The organism is Streptosporangium sp. NPDC002607 (genome assembly GCF_053592655.1).
In genome coordinates this window covers 409202-423847 of sequence record NZ_JBSFWD010000001.1, presented here as the reverse complement: position 1 = coordinate 423847, position 14646 = coordinate 409202, and the positions used below count along the sequence as shown (strand labels likewise).

The window sequence follows — 14646 nt, the reverse complement described above, 5'->3', positions numbered from 1 at the left end:
TTCTCCCTGGTGTGCGCCCGCGGCCTCGGCGGACCGGGGACACAGAAGAGATGTCTTCGCGACTCTTCGTACCCGCTCGACCGCGTTGTGTAACGATCGGCGAGTAGAAGAACCATCCTTCAAGGGAAAAGGATGGCTCTGAAATCCCGGAACCTTCGGGCCGGCGGCGATGCCGGGGAGTGCTCAGACGACGCCGTAGAGGCGGTCTCCGGCGTCGCCCAGCCCGGGGACGATGTAGCCGTGCTCGTTCAGGCGCTCGTCCAGGGCCGCGGTCACCAGGCGGATCGGCTTGCCGCTGCCGTTGAAGACCTCGTCCATGTGGGCGATGCCCTCGGGGGCGGCCAGCAGGCAGAGCGCGGTCACGTCGTCGGCGCCCCGGTCGAAGAGGAACTGGATCGCGGCGGCGAGGGTGCCGCCGGTGGCCAGCATCGGGTCCACCACGTAGACCTGACGGCCGGAGAGGTCGTCGGGCAGCCGGGTGGCGTAGGTCTCCGCCTGGAGCGTGGACTCGTTGCGGATCATCCCGAGGAAACCGACCTCGGCCGTGGGCAGTAGCCGGGTCATGCCCTCCAGCATCCCCAGTCCCGCGCGCAGGATCGGGACCACCAGCGGGCAGGGCTGTGCCAGCCGCACGCCCTTGGCGAGAGCCACGGGCGTCTGCACCGACCACTCGGTGACGCGGACGTGCCTGGTCGCCTCGTAGGCCAGCAGGGTCACCAACTCGTCGGCGAGACGCCGGAAAGTGGGGGAGTCCGTACCGGCGTCCCGCAGCACGGTCAGCTTGTGGGCCACCAGGGGATGGTCGACGACCAGGGTTTCCATGGTGGCCAAAGATATCCTGGACACTCGGCAGGCGATAAGCCGGGGGCGGGCGGGCGGCACCTGTTCGACATCACCCGCTCACTCGGATTTGATCACAATTTGGTTGGAGAGGCCCACGTCCGTGTCCCGCTTCTGAAAGCATTGACCTCCGTAGAGAAAGCATTCGGTGGGGATGGCCATGTCAGACGAAGACTCGCTGGACTTTGCCATCGTGATCTACCGTGAGGACGACGGCTGGGAGGCGGAGACGCTCCCCGTGTCCCTCACCTCCGACCTCGACGGCCTCATCCACGCCCTGCGCCAGCAGCCGAGCATGAACGGCACGATTGGCCTGGTCGCCGTTGGGGATGAGTTCTTCGTGGCGCTACGGGTGTTCGGCGAGAGGGTCGAGGTCTTCCTGTCCGACATCGCCGCGTCCTGGGATTTCCCGCTCGCCCGGCAGGCGCTGGAATACCTGGACGTGCCGGTTCCCGACGAGGACGAACTCGACGCGATTCTTCAGGACGAGGAGACGGCGCTCCCCGCGGGGGACCTGTCGATCTTCGCGGACCTGGGGCTCGACGAGATGGAGCTCGGCATCCTTTCTGGCGACATCGACCTCCTGCCGGAGGACGTCCTGTCCAGCATCGCCGCGCGGCTGGGGTTCTCCGAGCCGTTCGAACGCGCCATCGACTCTGTGTTCGGCTGACCTCGGGAGATCGGCCATGCCCTCCAGACCACCCCGTAACAGTGTTTTCTCCGCGGCCTTCGTCCGTACGCCGGACGGTTGGAAAGGCGCGGAGGTCGACCTCAGTGAGGCCGAGATCGTCGACGATCTCGGCGACGCCGTTCAGGAGCATCTGGGGCTCAACGGCGACGAGCTTGCTCTTCTGTGTGTGGAGGTGGAGGACGAATGGTTCGCGATCGTCCGATACCAGGGCGACCTGGAGCCACGCACCTTCCTGTCCGATGCCCACGCGGGGCTCTCCGACGGCCTCGGTGAGCTCTTCACCGAGCTTGCCGGGGTGGCGGTCGACAAGGACACACCCGACCTGGGCGTGCGGCCGGCGGGCGACTTCGAGTTGCTGGACGACCTCGGACTGAGTTCCGACGAGCTCGTCGAGCTCAGCATGGAGGAGGGCGCGCTCCCCGGGGACACGCTCTCGGTGATCGCCGAGCGGCTGGCCTTCGCCGACGAGCTCGACCGGTTGCGTTGACGGACTACGTCGGGGAGATGAGGCTCGCCCTGGCGCAGGCCGCCGAAGCCGGAGCCCGCGGCGAGGTGCCCGTCGGTGCGGTGGTCATCGGCCCGGACGGCTCCGTGCTGGGGTGTGCGGGAAACGACAGGGAGGCCTCGGCCGACCCCACCGCACACGCCGAGGTGCTCGCCCTGAGGCAGGCCGCGAAGGCGTGTGGGCGGTGGCGGCTGACCGGCTGCACGTTGGTGGTCACCCTGGAGCCCTGCACCATGTGCGCGGGAGCCGCCGTGCTCGCCCGGGTCGATCGCGTCGTCTACGGCGCCGTCGATCCCAAGGGCGGAGCGGCGGGGTCGCTCTGGGACGTGCTCAGGGACCGCCGCCTCAACCATCGGCCCGAGGTGCTGCGAGGTGTCCTGGCCGATGACTGCGCGGCGGTTCTCACCGAGTTCTTCACTGCTCGCCGGATGCGCGAGCAATAGCGGTTATCCGGTAGGCTGCTCCGCGGTGGAGTCGCCTAGTGGCCGAGGGCGCACGCCTCGAAAGCGTGTGATGGGGCAACCTATCCGTGGGTTCAAATCCCACCTCCACCGCCACACAGAAGGGGCTCCCGCGGTCGCGGGAGCCTCTTTTCGCGTTCTGTCGTCTTTCCCCGCCGCTCCATCCCTTTCGCGAGCCCGGCAAATCCCGCCCGGGGCCTCAGTTCTCCGCGGGCAGTTCCAGGACCCGGGCGTGCAGCACCGAGCGCTGGTGCAGGGCCGAGCGCAGGGCCCGGTGCAGGCCGTCCTCCAGATAGAGGTCGCCGCGCCACTGGACCACGTGCGGGAACAGGTCGCCGTAGAACGTGGAGTCCTTGGCAAGCAGGGAGTGCAGGTCCAGCACCGCTTTCGTGGTGATCAGCGTGTCGAGCCGGACCTGTCGCGGCGGTATCTGCGCCCACTCGCGATGCGAGAGACCGTGCTCGGGGTAGGGCCGTCCATCGCCGACCAGCTTGAAGATCACAGTACGTAGTTTAGGAGAGAATCCGGCCTCTCGCCTGTCCGATCTTCATCGCCGCAGTTCGGAGGCTGTCTTTCGGATGCGTCCTGGGCAGGCGCCGCCGGAGTTCTCAGATGCCGCCGGAGAAGGTGTCGCACCTGCCGGGATCGCCGCTCCGGTAGCCGGTGGTGAACCACTTGACGCGCTGCGCGGACGTGCCGTGGGTGAAGCCCTCGGGGGTGACCCGGCCCTGGGTCCGCTCCTGGATGCTGTCGTCGCCCACGGCGGACGCGGCGCTCAGCGCCTCCTCGATGTCCGTCCCGCTGAACGGTTTCTCGAACAGGCCGGTCTCGTAGGCGTTCTTGGCCCAGGCGCCCGAGTAGCAGTCGGCCTGCAGCTCCAGCCTCACCGAGCCGCTCTTGGGGCCCTGCCGGTCACCCTGGACCCTGGCGTCGGTACCGAGCAGATGCTGGACGTGGTGACCGTACTCGTGCCCGATGACGTACGCCTGGGCGAAGGGGCCGCCCTTGGCGCCGAACCTGCTCTCCAGTTCCTTGAAGAAGCCGAGGTCCAGGTAGACCTGGCGGTCGGCCGGGCAGTAGAACGGGCCGACGGAGGCGTCGGCGGCACCGCAGGCGGTGCCGACCTGGCCGGAGAACATGACGGTCTTGGCGGGCTCGTATCCTTCGACCGCCTTCGGCCAGTACTCCTGGATGCTGTTGACCACGCCGACCACCCGGCACTCCTCGTTCTGGTCGGCGTCCCGCCCGGTCTTGCACTGCGCCGAGAGGTCGGCGCCCGGGCCGACCGGGGCCGGTTCGGACCCGCCGGTGATGTCTCCGGGGTTGATCCCGAACACCAGCGCGAGGATGAGCGCGATGATTCCGGCCGCACCGCCGCCGACCGCGAGACCTCCACCGGGAACCCTCCCCCGGCCGCGGCTTTCGACCTGCGAGCTGTCCAGCTGGACATCGTCCTTGAAATCCATCGCCCGACGTCCCTTCGATCCGCTTGGGGCGCTTCCCCTGCCCCGAGAAGGGCCTGACATGCCCGCACAGGTCTCCCGCTCGACGCCCTGAGGCTCGGCGGACGTTCCCACGGTGTCGGCGACGGGAAAACCGGCTCTGTCCCATGCACCACGCGGTGGCCGTTCCAGGTCGAGGATTCCCCGTCACCGGGTCAGAGGCGGTGAGTGGTGTCTAACCGCAGTGCATCCACTTGCCTTCTGGTGTGCCCCCGTGGACGACGGGCTTGGAACCGATCCTGATCGCCCCGGTGAACTGGACGCACAGGCGGTCGGCGGAGACGTACACCGGGCCCGCGAACCACTTGTAGCGCGCGCTGCCATCGGCGACCCCCGTGTCAGGGCCGTCGTACTTCTTGTTCCCGTTCCTGTCCACGAAGAGCGCAACGTACAGATAACTCGTCTGTCCGACGTAGGAGCCCGCCACCCGGGCAATGGCGCATTTCCGGTGCGCGGTGCTGCTGTGGTACAGCGTGACGGTGCCGTACGCCTTCCCGTCCTTTGCCCTTTTTGCGATGGGATAGCTGGCTACCTTGCGGTACGAATGTCCGCAGGAGCCCTGGGGAAAGGCCTGCGCGGGACCGGCGGACACCAGGGTGAAGGCGGCCGCAGCGGCCAAGGTCATGCCGCCCGCGACCCAACGAGTGATCTTCAAGGGCTCTCGCCTGACTGCTCAGGAGATGGTTATCAATCATCCCAAACAAGCAAATATGGGCGTGATCACGCTAGCATGGCCGCCTTTAACTTAACGGCGCTTCGCGCGTTCGGCACGGGCGACCGGGAGGTCGCCAGGCGGTTCTTCATCACCGAGGCGACGGTCAAGACCCACCTGGTGCACATCTACGGCGAGTTGGGCATGGACCCGCGCATCGCCGCCGTCACCGCCGATGGGCCGCCGTGGCGGCGCTGGCTCCGGCCTCGCTGCCGGCATGCACCTTCGGGCCGGTTCTGCGCCGCCGTGGAGCGCCGGCCGTATTCCGGTCCGGGGCGGCCCCGGCAGCCGATGCTCCCCGGGACGTGGACACCGCGTCGGCGGGTGGGGGGAAGAACCCCCGGAAAAGGCCAACCGAGACCCGAACGCCGGAAGGGGCGGCCCGCCGACGCGGGCCGCCCCTTCCGAGAAGGCGGAGGATAGGAGATTCGAACTCCTGAGGGGTTGCCCCCAACACGCTTTCCAAGCGTGCGCCCTAGGCCAACTAGGCGAATCCTCCGTGGAGAAGCTTACCCAACTTTCGAGGTGCGCGGACCATGGATTTCCGACCCCGAGCACTCGGATCTGAGGCTAGACTGAGGGTCGACCCCTCGCGCGGCGTCATCCTGTGAACCTCCCCAGGGCCGGAAGGCAGCAAGGATAAGCGGGCTCTGGCGGGTGTGCGAGGGGTCTTTCGTTTCAGGACCCCTCGCAGGTGGGATCGTCGCATGAGTCTTGCGCTGTACCGCAAGTACCGGCCCGGAACCTTCGCCGAGGTCAAGGGTCAGGAGCACGTCACCGATCCGCTCCGCCAGGCGCTGCGCAGCGGGCGCATCAACCACGCCTACCTGTTCAGCGGGCCCAGGGGATGTGGCAAGACGTCCAGCGCGCGCATCCTCGCCCGCTCCCTGAACTGTGAGAAGGGCCCGACCCCCGACCCGTGCGGGGAGTGCGAGTCCTGCGTGGCGCTGGCGCCCACCGGCCCCGGCCACCTCGATGTCATCGAGATCGACGCCGCCTCGCACGGTGGCGTGGACGACGCCCGCGACCTGCGCGAGCGGGCCTTCTTCGCGCCGGTGTCGTCGCGCTTCAAGATCTACATCATCGACGAGGCGCACATGGTGACCCGCGAGGGTTTCAACGCGCTGCTCAAGCTCGTCGAGGAGCCTCCCCCTCACCTGAAGTTCGTCTTCGCGACCACCGAGCCGGAGAAGGTCATCGGGACGATCAAGTCCAGGACCCACCACTACCCGTTCCGGCTGATCCCGCCGGCCGCGCTGCGCACGCTCATGGAGGAGATCCTCACCTCCGAGAACGTCCCGTTCGAGCCCGCCGCGCTCCCGCTGGTGGTCCGGGCGGGCGCGGGTTCGGCCCGCGACTCGCTCTCCATCCTCGACCAGCTGTTCGCCGGGTCGGACGAGGCGGGCATCACGTACGCGCGCGCTGTCTCCCTGCTCGGCTACACCGACGGTGACCTGCTCGACGACGTGGTCGCGGCCTTCGCCGGCCGCGACGGTTCGCTGGTGTTCCAGGTGGTGAACCGGGTGATCGAGGGCGGCCACGACCCCCGGCGGTTCGCGATGGACCTGCTGGAGCGCTTCCGTGACCTGGTGATCCTGGCCAACGTGCCGGAGGCGGCCACCAGCGGGCTGCTCGACCGGCCAGGTGACGAGCTGGAGCGGCTCCAGGTCCAGGCGGCCTCGATGGGCCCGGCCGAGCTGACCCGCGCCGCGGAGATCCTCAACGCGGGCCTGATCGAGATGCGTGGTGCGGCCTCGCCCCGGCTGCTCCTTGAGCTGATGTGCGCCAGGATCCTGCTTCCCGGCGCGGCGCAGGGAGAGACGGCGCTGCTGGCACGGCTGGAGCGGCTGGAGCGGGGCGGGGTCGTCGTGCACGCCGCTCCGCAGGCCGCGGCTCCGGCACCGGCACCGGTGGTCCACGCGGCGCCCCCGCCACAGGCGGAGCGGCCCGCACCGCCCGTCGTCAAGGCACCCGTCAAGGCACCCGTCGAGCAGCCCGGTGCCCAGGGCGATGACTGGCCGGTGGCGGTCAGGCCCGGCGCACCGGCTACGGGGCAGCAGGCCCAGGCGCCCGTTCAGCAGGCTCCCGGCGCGCCCGCGCCGGTCGACACGGCGGTCGCGCCCGGTTCCGGGGGCGGGGCCGTGCAGCAGGCGTGGCCCCAGGTGCTCGCCGCGCTCAAGCGGCGCAGCATCGTCGTGTGGGCCAACGTCAACACCAACGCCCAGGTCGTCGGGGTCGAGGGCAAGATCGTAACCCTGGGGTTCGCGCAGGTCGGCGCGATGAAGAACTTCACCGGGGGCGGCAAGGACGCGGTCGTCGCGGCGGTGCTGCAGGAGGTTCTGGGCGGGACCTGGAAGGTCGAGGCCGTCGTCGGCAACGGGCCCGCTCCGTCGGGCGGGGGCCGTGCGCCGGCACCGAGACAGCCCCCGGCCCCCCAGCAGCCCACCCCCCAGCCATCGCAGCCGCAGGCACAGGCGCCCGTCCGTCAGGCGCAGGCCCCCGTCGCTCCGCCCGCGCCGCAGGCGGAGCGGGAGGCCCCGGCGCGTCAGACCCCGCCCGCGACGGACGAGTCCTGGCCGGACGCCCCCATGCCGGAGGACCCGGGCTCGCCTCCCCCGCCGATCTCCGGCCCCGGTCCCGGTCTGGCCGCCGCCCGCTCGGCCGCCAAGGCCGCCGCCCAGGCCGGTCCAAGGGCCGTGGCCAAGACCGGCACCAAGGCGGCCTGGCCCGACGCGGTGCCCGCCCGGGGTAACCGCGGCGCCGCCCCCGACGCCGACGAGGTCGACCCGCTGAACGACGCGGACGCCGACGTCGACGCGCTCACCGGGATGGCCCTCATCCAGCGCGAGCTGGGTGGCCAGATCATCGGCGAGATCGACCACACCTGACGGGCTGCACGCCGCGCTCCCACCCGCGTCCCGGAGGTCTCAGACCGGTCGACGGCGCGCGTCCGCCCTGCAAGTGGTCGCCGGGAAACCCGCCGCACCCGTGGCGGCACGGGAATCCCGCCTTCCAGATGGCGAGGACCTCAGGGCAGGTCGACGCCGCTGAGGCGGATCCGGGCCGTCACCGCGCGGTGGTCGTGGCGGGGCAGCGTGGCGGCGAGGCGTTCGAGGATCTGGATGTCGTTCCTGCCGTGCTCGGTCTCGGTGTAGGCCCAGAGGTCGTCGGGGTCGCCCCGCCGCAGGAGGCGGGCCCGTACCTGGCCCTCCAGTTCCTCCCGCTCGCGGCGCAGGGCGGGCGCCTCGGAGCGGGGCAGCAGGGGGCCGCGGTAGGCGCGGGCGACCGGCGCGGTCTCGCCGGCCGCGAGCAGCCGCTTGAGTTCCAGGAAGTCGGCCTCGACCGTACAGGTGAAGCGGTACGGCCTGGCGGCGATGGTGTGGCCGAGGTGGATGCGGAGCCGGTGGATCTCGGCACGGATGGTCACCGGATTTCCCGCGTCGCCGTACAGATGGAAGGAGAGTTGGGCGGCCGTCATTCCCCGGGGGTTGAGGGCGAGCATCGCGAGGATCTCGGCGTGGCGCAGGGAGAGCGGCAGGCGGACCCCCTCCAGGTACGCCGAGGGGTGCTCGGTGCCGAGGAGGGACAGGGTCAGCACGGGGTCACGCGCCGGACCCGCGAGGCGGAGCAGGAAGCCCTCGTCGCCGAGCGGTTCAAGGAAGGCACTCCGCCCGTCGGGCAGGACCAGACGGTGGCCCACCTCGGGCAGGCGGATGCGGTGACCCCACTGCGATGCGTCGTCACCGGCGATGATCCGCCCGGTCGCGGTGACCAGGGCGCCAGGCTCGCCGCGCAGCGCGCTCACCTGTCTCTCGTGGCGGCGTCTGAGCCGCTCGTCACGTTCGAGCATGCGTAGCGTGAGGTGGCTCTCGGCCAGCCGCGCGGCGGCCTCGACGAGGGCGACGCTCGCCGGGTGCATGGCGCGCGTCGTGCCGCTGACGTCGACGCAGCCCAGCAGGCCGCCGCTGTCGGGATCGATGACCGGCGCGGCGGAACAGGACCAGATGTGGAGTGCCCTGACCAGGTGTTCGGAGGAGAAGACGTGGAGGGGCCGCCGGGTCGCGAGCGCGGTGCCCAGGCCGTTGGTCCCGATCGCCTGCTCGCTCCAGTCGAAGCCGGCGGCCAGTCCCACCTCGTCGGCGCGTTCCATCGTCCGGTGGTCGCCGTCCCGCCAGAGCACCCTGCCCTCGGCGTCGGCGATGAGCAGGATCTGGTCCCCCTCGGCGGCGGCTCCCAGCAGGGTGCCGGTGATGATCGGCAGCAGCCCGCTCATCGGGTGGGCCGAACGGACCTCCCGGACGTCCTGGCCCTCGAAGGCCGGCGGGGCCGACCTGGTCTCGAGGTCGATCCCGGCGTCCAGCGACCGCCGCCACGACGAGGAGATCACGCTTCTGGGTCCCTCGGCCACCGGCTGCTCACCGTTGCTCAGGGCCTCGTGCAGGCGCCGCAGCCGTGACGCGTAGGAGTCGAGATCGGCTGTCTGGACGGCTCTCATCTGGCTGTCGGACACATATCCCCCCGGAACAGAGCCGATGGCGGAAGCATCGGGGCTCAGAACCCCGCACGCAACCCGTTCGATCAAAGAGGGCACGCGAAGAGTGAGCGGACGATCGCAACGTGTGTGCAACCTTCGGACGGTTACCTTTCGATCACACGCCGCCGTGTGCGGCCGCTCCGGGGCGTGTCATGTCGGGTCTCGGACGTCTGGAGGGGGCCCGGGACCCGACGAAGGTTTAATCCCCGTCAGCAGGGAACCCGTGCTCGCTTCAGTACAACACCCGGCTCAGAACCCGTAGGCTCGTGACGACCGATGTCACGAATGAGGAGCACAACGACGGTGAACCCAGGGGATGTCAACCTGCAGCAGCTGCTGGAGCAGGCTCAGCTCATGCAGCAGCAGCTTGTGAGCGCCCAGCAGGAGCTGAACGACGCGGAGGTTCAGGGCTCCGCGGGCGGTGGCCTGGTCGTGGCCACGGTCAACGGCGGGGGCGAGCTGCTCGAACTAGAGATCAGCGCCGAGGCCATCGACCCCGGTGACCCCCAGGAGACGGCGGATACCGTCGCCGACCTGGTCATCGCGGCCATCCGCGACGCCGTGCGTGCCGCGGCCGACCTGCAGCAGGAGAAGCTCGGTCCCCTCGCGCAGGGGCTGGGGGGCGGGGGCGGGCTCGGCCAGCTTCCCGGGTTCTAGGTCATGTACGAAGGGGTCGTCCAGAACCTGATCGACGAGTTGGGGATGCTCCCCGGCGTCGGTCCCAAGAGCGCGCAACGCATCGCGTTCCACCTGCTGGCCGCGGAGCCGGCCGACGTGAAACGGCTCGCGCACGTGCTGCTGGAGGTCAAGGAGAAGGTCCGCTTCTGCCGGGTCTGTGGCAACGTCGCCGCGGAGGAGGAGTGCCGGATCTGCCGTGACGCCAGGCGCGATCCCCACGTGATCTGCGTCGTCGAGGAGTCGAAGGACGTCGTGGCCATCGAGAAGACCCGCGAGTTCCGAGGCCGCTACCACGTGCTGGGCGGGGCGATCAGCCCGATCGACGGTGTCGGCCCCGACGACCTGCGCATCAGAGAGCTCATGACCCGCCTGGCGGACGGCCAGGTCACCGAGCTGATCCTCGCCACCGACCCCAACCTTGAGGGGGAGGCGACGGCGACCTATCTCGCCCGTCTGGTCAAGCCGATGGGACTGAAAGTGACACGACTGGCCAGCGGTCTGCCGGTAGGCGGTGACCTCGAGTACGCGGACGAGGTCACCTTGGGCCGCGCGTTCGAGGGAAGGAGGCTCCTTGATGTCTGATGACGCGTGGAGTGCTCTTGCGGAGCGGATCGCGGAGCACGCGAAGAACTACATCGACGGCCTGACCCGCCTGGCGGGCGGCGAGGGCGGCGACGCCATCCTGCCCCTGCTGCTGGTGGAGGTCGCGCAGGTCAGCTCGGCCGGCGCGCAGCTCGGCGCGAGCCAGGACGTGATCCTGTCGGGCAACTGGGAACCGCATCTGGGCGAGGACCCGGACGTCGACGCCGTCCGAACGGCTCTGGCCGAGCGGCTGGGGCCGGTCGACGACTACGCCGAGGTCTTCGACCCCTACAAGGACACCGGGGTCACTCCGTACCGTCTCTCCGACGACCTGACGGCGGTGGCCGCCGACCTCCTGCACGGTCTGCGGCACCACAGTGCGGGTCGCCCGCTGGAGGCTCTCTGGTGGTGGCAGTACTCCTATTTCAACACCTGGGGAAACCACGCCGGAGCGGCGATGCGGGCACTTCAGGCCCTTGTCGCCCATACCCGGCTTGATGTCGCCGAGGAGCGCACAACCGTGTGATCGTCCACATACTGAGCCACATCAGAAGGTCCCAGCTAGGGCGCCAGTAGACTGTGAACTCCACAGCCCTAGATTGCTTCGGAGACATCTCGTGGCGCTCGTTGTTCAGAAGTATGGTGGTTCGTCCGTCGCCGACGCGTCCTGCATCAAGCGGGTCGCTCAGCGGATCGTCGCGACGAAAAAAGCCGGCAACGACGTCGTGGTGATCGTTTCCGCCATGGGTGACACGACGGACGAACTACTCGACCTCGCCCAGCAGGTCTCGCCGCTCCCGCCTGGCCGGGAGCTTGACATGCTGCTCACCTCGGGTGAGCGCATCTCGATGGCGCTGCTGGCGATGGCGATCGCCAACCTCGGTCAGGAGGCGCGTTCGTTCACCGGCTCCCAGGCCGGCGTGATCACTGACTCCTCGCACGGCCGCGCGCGCATCATCGACGTGACGCCCGGCCGGATACGCGGGGCGCTGGACAACGGCCAGGTCGCGATCGTGGCCGGGTTCCAGGGCGTCTCGCAGGACACCAAGGACATCACCACGCTCGGCAGGGGAGGCTCGGACACCACGGCGGTCGCGCTCGCCGCCGCCCTGAACGCCGACGTGTGTGAGATCTACACCGACGTGGACGGCGTCTTCACCGCCGACCCCCGCATCGTCCCGACCGCCCGTAAGATTCCCAAGATCTCGTACGACGAGATGATGGAGATGGCGGCCTGCGGTGCGAAGATCCTGCACCTGCGCTGCGTTGAGTACGCTCGCCGTTTCGGCCTGCCGATCCACGTCAGAAGCTCGTTCAGCACCAAGGAAGGCACGTGGGTCGTCTCCGACCCCGACAGCGAAGGAACAGAGATGGAGCAGCCGATCATCTCCGGCGTCGCGCACGACCGGAGCGAGGCCAAGATCACCGTTGTCGGGGTGCCCGACAAGGTCGGCGAGGCTGCGACGATCTTCAAAACACTCGCCGACGCCGAGGTCAACATCGACATGATCGTGCAGAACGTGTCGGCGGCGACGACCGGCCGGACTGACATCTCCTTCACGCTGCCCACGAATGACGCCTCCGTGGCGCTCACCGCGCTGAAGAAGATCCAGGAGCGCATCGGCTTCGAGTCGCTGCTCTTCGACGACCAGATCGGCAAGGTCTCGCTGATCGGAGCGGGCATGCGCTCGCACCCCGGCGTCACCGCGACGTTCTTCGCCGCTCTCGCCGACGCGGGGGTGAACATCGAGATGATCTCCACCTCGGAGATCCGCATCTCGGTGATCGTCGGACAGGACGAGGTGGACACGGCGGTCAGCGCCGCGCACCGCGCGTTCGACCTCGACGCCGACCAGGTTGAAGCCGTGATCTATGGAGGTACCGGGCGATGAGCCGCAAGCCCACCCTTGCCCTGATCGGCGCGACCGGCGCCGTCGGCACCGTGATGCGGGACATCATCTCCGGCCGCGAGAACGTCTACGGAGACATCAAGCTCGTCGCGTCCGCCCGCTCGGCGGGCAAGGTCCTGAGGGTCCGCGGTGAGGACCTCGTCGTCCAGGAGCTGACTCCCGAGGTCTTCGACGGCGTCGACATCGCGATCTTCGACGTGCCGGACGAGGTCTCCGCGACGTGGGTGCCGATCGCCGCCGAGCGCGGTGCCGTCGTCATCGACAAGTCGGGCACCTTCCGGATGAACCCCGAGGTTCCGCTGGTCGTGCCGGAGGTCAACCCCGAGGCCGCGCGCGAGCGGCCGCTGGGAATCATCTCCACCCCCAACTGCACGACCCTGTCGATGATGGCCGCGATGGGTGCCCTCCACGAGGAGTACGGCCTGCGTGAGCTGGTGGTCGCCTCCTACCAGGCGGTCTCCGGCGCGGGTGTGGCGGGCTCGGCCCGCCTCTACGACGAGGTCGAGGCCCTGGCGGGCGACCGTACGGTCGGGCAGACCGCCGGTGACGTGCGCAAGGTCCTGCAGAACAGGCTCGGGGACGCCGAGTCGCCCTTCCCGGCACCGGTGGCGTTCAACGTGGTGCCGTGGGCGGGCTCGCTCAAGGACGGCGGCTGGGCCTCCGAGGAGATCAAGCTCCGCAACGAGTCGCGGAAGATCCTTGGGATCCACGACCTGAAGGTCTCGGCGACCTGCGTCCGCGTCCCAGTGATCACCACCCACTCGCTGGCCGTGCACGCGACCTTCGAGCGTGAGATCACCGTCGCCGACGCCCATCGGATCCTGGAGGCCGCTCCGACCGTGGTCGTCATGGACGACCCGGCCAACGGCGTCTTCCCGACCCCGGCGGACGTCGTCGGAACCGACCCCACCTACGTGGGCCGAATCCGCCAGGCGCTCGACTTCCCCAACACCCTCGACCTGTTCGTCTGTGGCGACAATCTCCGCAAGGGCGCCGCCCTGAACGCGGCGGAGATCGCCGAGCTGGTCGCGGCCGAGTTCGGGTAACCTCCCCGGTCGTGCGGCGGCATCGGATGTCGCCGCACGACCCTCGCGGCGCTCGCGTGAGCGGCGGGCACCGGAGGCGGTGGAACCCGGCGCTTGGGAGGGGGATCTCGCGAGTCAGCGGAAGAGGATGTCCCAGTGGTCCGCCTCGCGGGCGTAGAGGGTGCCCGAGGTCGCCGATTCGCCGTACAGGGGGGCTCCGTCACCTCGTATGCCCTGTGACGGATAGTTCTTCGTGATGTAGCGGTTGATGCATTCGTTGGGCTTGATGTCCAGCTTGTAGCCCATGTAGTGGCTGTAGGGGCCCGGGGCATGGCCCACCTCGGTGCCGCCGGTGACGACCAGGGGACAACCGCTGCGGCGCTTCAGCTCGATCACGTCGGAGACGGTTGCGGCCCGGACCGCCTGCAGCGAGGTGCAGTGCCGTCCGCGACGGTTCGCGCATTTACCCGAGGAGCTCCAGGTCAGGCCCGCCGCCCGCAGGCGCTGCTTGGCGTCCGCCTGCGCCAGCCGCACCGGCTGGCGCTGCTTGGCCCGCTGCGCCTGAGGAGGGTGGGCCTCGGTCGGGCTCTCGGGGGCGGAGGGTGCCTGCTCCGCGAAGGTTTCGGGGAGGGACTGCGGCTGGAAGGCCCGGGTCTCCCGGGGGCTCTGGGGGATCAGGGGGGCTGCCTGTTCCGATGGCGCGTCCGCGGTGGCGGTGTCCCGCGTTCGCGCCGCGGCTTCGATGATCGGGGGAGTCGCCTGTTCCGGTGGTGTGCCCGCCAGGGCGGCGGCCCGCGTCCGTCCCGTGGTCTCGAGGATCAGGGGGGCCGTCTGTTCCGGCGGTGTGCCCGCGGTGGCGATGTCCCTCCCCTGGAGGGAGGGCTCCTGGTGGACGGTCCGGCGGTAGAGCCCGGCGGTTTCCAGGGCGCCGGTGTCGTACGTCCCGATGATCGTGGACCGGCGTGCCTCCGCCGGGCCGGCCGTGATCGGCCGGCTCACGATCGTGACGGTGGCCGACGCGTGTCCGCTCTCCGCGGTCGCACTGTCGTCCCGGGCCGATGCGATGAAAGATATCTGCAGAGCGAGCAGTGCTCCGGCGGTGAACCGGGCAGCCCACTGTCTACAGGGACGTGTCCCCATTATGTATCCCTTGTCGCGGGAGCCCTTCCGCCAAATGGATCAATCCCACCCCCGAACCCGGATGAT

The 14646-nt window shown here is 69.5% G+C and carries 15 protein-coding genes, 2 tRNA genes and 1 other RNA gene; 11 read left to right on the top strand and 7 right to left on the bottom strand.

The window, feature by feature from the left end:
- Positions 1-183: 183 nt before the first annotated feature.
- Positions 184-822: a uracil phosphoribosyltransferase gene (upp, locus tag ACWD3H_RS01930; protein ID WP_350955987.1), complete on the bottom strand. Its 639-nt coding sequence runs from the start codon at positions 820-822 to the stop codon at positions 184-186.
- Between the two features lie 178 nt (positions 823-1000).
- Between upp and ACWD3H_RS01925 the strand changes: the two genes are divergently transcribed.
- The 4 genes from ACWD3H_RS01925 to ACWD3H_RS01910 all read left to right on the top strand — a co-directional run bounded on the left by ACWD3H_RS01925 (position 1001) and on the right by ACWD3H_RS01910 (position 2593).
- Positions 1001-1510, top strand: coding sequence for a tRNA adenosine deaminase-associated protein (locus ACWD3H_RS01925; RefSeq protein ID WP_355547654.1), 510 nt, complete (start codon positions 1001-1003; stop codon positions 1508-1510).
- 16 nt (positions 1511-1526) lie between these two features.
- Positions 1527-2018 carry a tRNA adenosine deaminase-associated protein gene (locus ACWD3H_RS01920; RefSeq protein ID WP_350913622.1) on the top strand — a complete coding sequence of 164 codons (492 nt, stop codon included), beginning with the start codon at positions 1527-1529 and terminating at the stop codon, positions 2016-2018.
- 17 nt (positions 2019-2035) lie between these two features.
- A complete protein-coding gene (tadA, locus tag ACWD3H_RS01915) occupies positions 2036-2479 on the top strand; it encodes a tRNA adenosine(34) deaminase TadA (protein ID WP_451953763.1) in 444 nt (147 codons plus the stop codon).
- A 24-nt stretch (positions 2480-2503) separates the two neighbouring features.
- A tRNA-Ser gene (locus ACWD3H_RS01910) sits at positions 2504-2593 on the top strand.
- A 103-nt stretch (positions 2594-2696) separates the two neighbouring features.
- On the opposite strand, the gene ACWD3H_RS01905 is transcribed toward ACWD3H_RS01910, so the two are convergent.
- The 4 genes from ACWD3H_RS01905 to ACWD3H_RS01890 all read right to left on the bottom strand — a co-directional run bounded on the left by ACWD3H_RS01905 (position 2697) and on the right by ACWD3H_RS01890 (position 5210).
- Complete coding sequence (locus ACWD3H_RS01905) at positions 2697-2999, bottom strand: type II toxin-antitoxin system VapB family antitoxin (protein WP_350913620.1); 303 nt, start codon at positions 2997-2999, stop codon at positions 2697-2699.
- Between the two features lie 106 nt (positions 3000-3105).
- Positions 3106-3963, bottom strand: a complete 858-nt coding sequence (gene ypfJ, locus ACWD3H_RS01900) for a KPN_02809 family neutral zinc metallopeptidase (protein ID WP_355547647.1) — start codon at positions 3961-3963, stop codon at positions 3106-3108.
- Between the two features lie 211 nt (positions 3964-4174).
- Entirely contained in the window at positions 4175-4654 is a 480-nt protein-coding gene (locus tag ACWD3H_RS01895) for a hypothetical protein (protein ID WP_451953703.1), read from the bottom strand.
- Between the two features lie 470 nt (positions 4655-5124).
- A tRNA-Ser gene (locus ACWD3H_RS01890) sits at positions 5125-5210 on the bottom strand.
- 82 nt (positions 5211-5292) lie between these two features.
- On the opposite strand from ACWD3H_RS01890, the gene ffs reads away from it, so the two are divergent.
- Both ffs and ACWD3H_RS01880 read left to right on the top strand, forming a co-directional pair.
- Positions 5293-5388, top strand: an RNA gene (ffs, locus tag ACWD3H_RS01885) — signal recognition particle sRNA small type.
- Between the two features lie 30 nt (positions 5389-5418).
- Positions 5419-7599, top strand: a complete 2181-nt coding sequence (locus ACWD3H_RS01880; protein ID WP_451953702.1) for a DNA polymerase III subunit gamma and tau — start codon at positions 5419-5421, stop codon at positions 7597-7599.
- A 140-nt stretch (positions 7600-7739) separates the two neighbouring features.
- Here ACWD3H_RS01880 and ACWD3H_RS01875 read toward each other — a convergent pair whose 3' ends face one another.
- Entirely contained in the window at positions 7740-9206 is a 1467-nt protein-coding gene (locus ACWD3H_RS01875; protein WP_451953701.1) for a GAF domain-containing protein, read from the bottom strand.
- Between the two features lie 342 nt (positions 9207-9548).
- Between ACWD3H_RS01875 and ACWD3H_RS01870 the strand changes: the two genes are divergently transcribed.
- The 5 genes from ACWD3H_RS01870 to ACWD3H_RS01850 all read left to right on the top strand — a co-directional run bounded on the left by ACWD3H_RS01870 (position 9549) and on the right by ACWD3H_RS01850 (position 13461).
- A complete protein-coding gene (locus tag ACWD3H_RS01870) occupies positions 9549-9902 on the top strand; it encodes a YbaB/EbfC family nucleoid-associated protein (protein ID WP_343971709.1) in 354 nt (117 codons plus the stop codon).
- A 3-nt stretch (positions 9903-9905) separates the two neighbouring features.
- Entirely contained in the window at positions 9906-10505 is a 600-nt protein-coding gene (recR, locus tag ACWD3H_RS01865) for a recombination mediator RecR (RefSeq protein WP_355630762.1), read from the top strand.
- Complete coding sequence (locus ACWD3H_RS01860) at positions 10498-11031, top strand: DUF5063 domain-containing protein (RefSeq protein WP_350913610.1); 534 nt, start codon at positions 10498-10500, stop codon at positions 11029-11031. The genes recR and ACWD3H_RS01860 overlap by 8 nt, the downstream gene beginning before the upstream one ends.
- Positions 11032-11122: 91 nt before the next feature.
- On the top strand, positions 11123-12397 hold the full coding sequence (locus tag ACWD3H_RS01855; RefSeq protein WP_451953700.1) for an aspartate kinase: 1275 nt from the start codon (positions 11123-11125) through the stop codon (positions 12395-12397).
- Entirely contained in the window at positions 12394-13461 is a 1068-nt protein-coding gene (locus ACWD3H_RS01850; RefSeq protein WP_350913606.1) for an aspartate-semialdehyde dehydrogenase, read from the top strand. The genes ACWD3H_RS01855 and ACWD3H_RS01850 overlap by 4 nt, the downstream gene beginning before the upstream one ends.
- 114 nt (positions 13462-13575) lie before the next feature.
- Here ACWD3H_RS01850 and ACWD3H_RS01845 read toward each other — a convergent pair whose 3' ends face one another.
- Positions 13576-14439 (bottom strand): hypothetical protein, encoded by an 864-nt coding sequence (locus tag ACWD3H_RS01845; RefSeq protein ID WP_451953699.1) that lies wholly within the window; start codon positions 14437-14439, stop codon positions 13576-13578.
- Positions 14440-14646 lie beyond the last annotated feature (207 nt).

Coding starts and splice junctions, on each gene's coding strand:
- upp (WP_350955987.1), bottom strand. CDS start 822: ATGGAAACCCTGGTCGTCGACCATCCCCTGGTGGCCCACAAGCTGACC.
- ACWD3H_RS01925 (WP_355547654.1), top strand. CDS start 1,001: ATGTCAGACGAAGACTCGCTGGACTTTGCCATCGTGATCTACCGTGAG.
- ACWD3H_RS01920 (WP_350913622.1), top strand. CDS start 1,527: ATGCCCTCCAGACCACCCCGTAACAGTGTTTTCTCCGCGGCCTTCGTC.
- tadA (WP_451953763.1), top strand. CDS start 2,036: ATGAGGCTCGCCCTGGCGCAGGCCGCCGAAGCCGGAGCCCGCGGCGAG.
- ypfJ (WP_355547647.1), bottom strand. CDS start 3,963: ATGGATTTCAAGGACGATGTCCAGCTGGACAGCTCGCAGGTCGAAAGC.
- ACWD3H_RS01880 (WP_451953702.1), top strand. CDS start 5,419: ATGAGTCTTGCGCTGTACCGCAAGTACCGGCCCGGAACCTTCGCCGAG.
- ACWD3H_RS01875 (WP_451953701.1), bottom strand. CDS start 9,206: ATGAGAGCCGTCCAGACAGCCGATCTCGACTCCTACGCGTCACGGCTG.
- recR (WP_355630762.1), top strand. CDS start 9,906: ATGTACGAAGGGGTCGTCCAGAACCTGATCGACGAGTTGGGGATGCTC.
- ACWD3H_RS01860 (WP_350913610.1), top strand. CDS start 10,498: ATGTCTGATGACGCGTGGAGTGCTCTTGCGGAGCGGATCGCGGAGCAC.
- ACWD3H_RS01850 (WP_350913606.1), top strand. CDS start 12,394: ATGAGCCGCAAGCCCACCCTTGCCCTGATCGGCGCGACCGGCGCCGTC.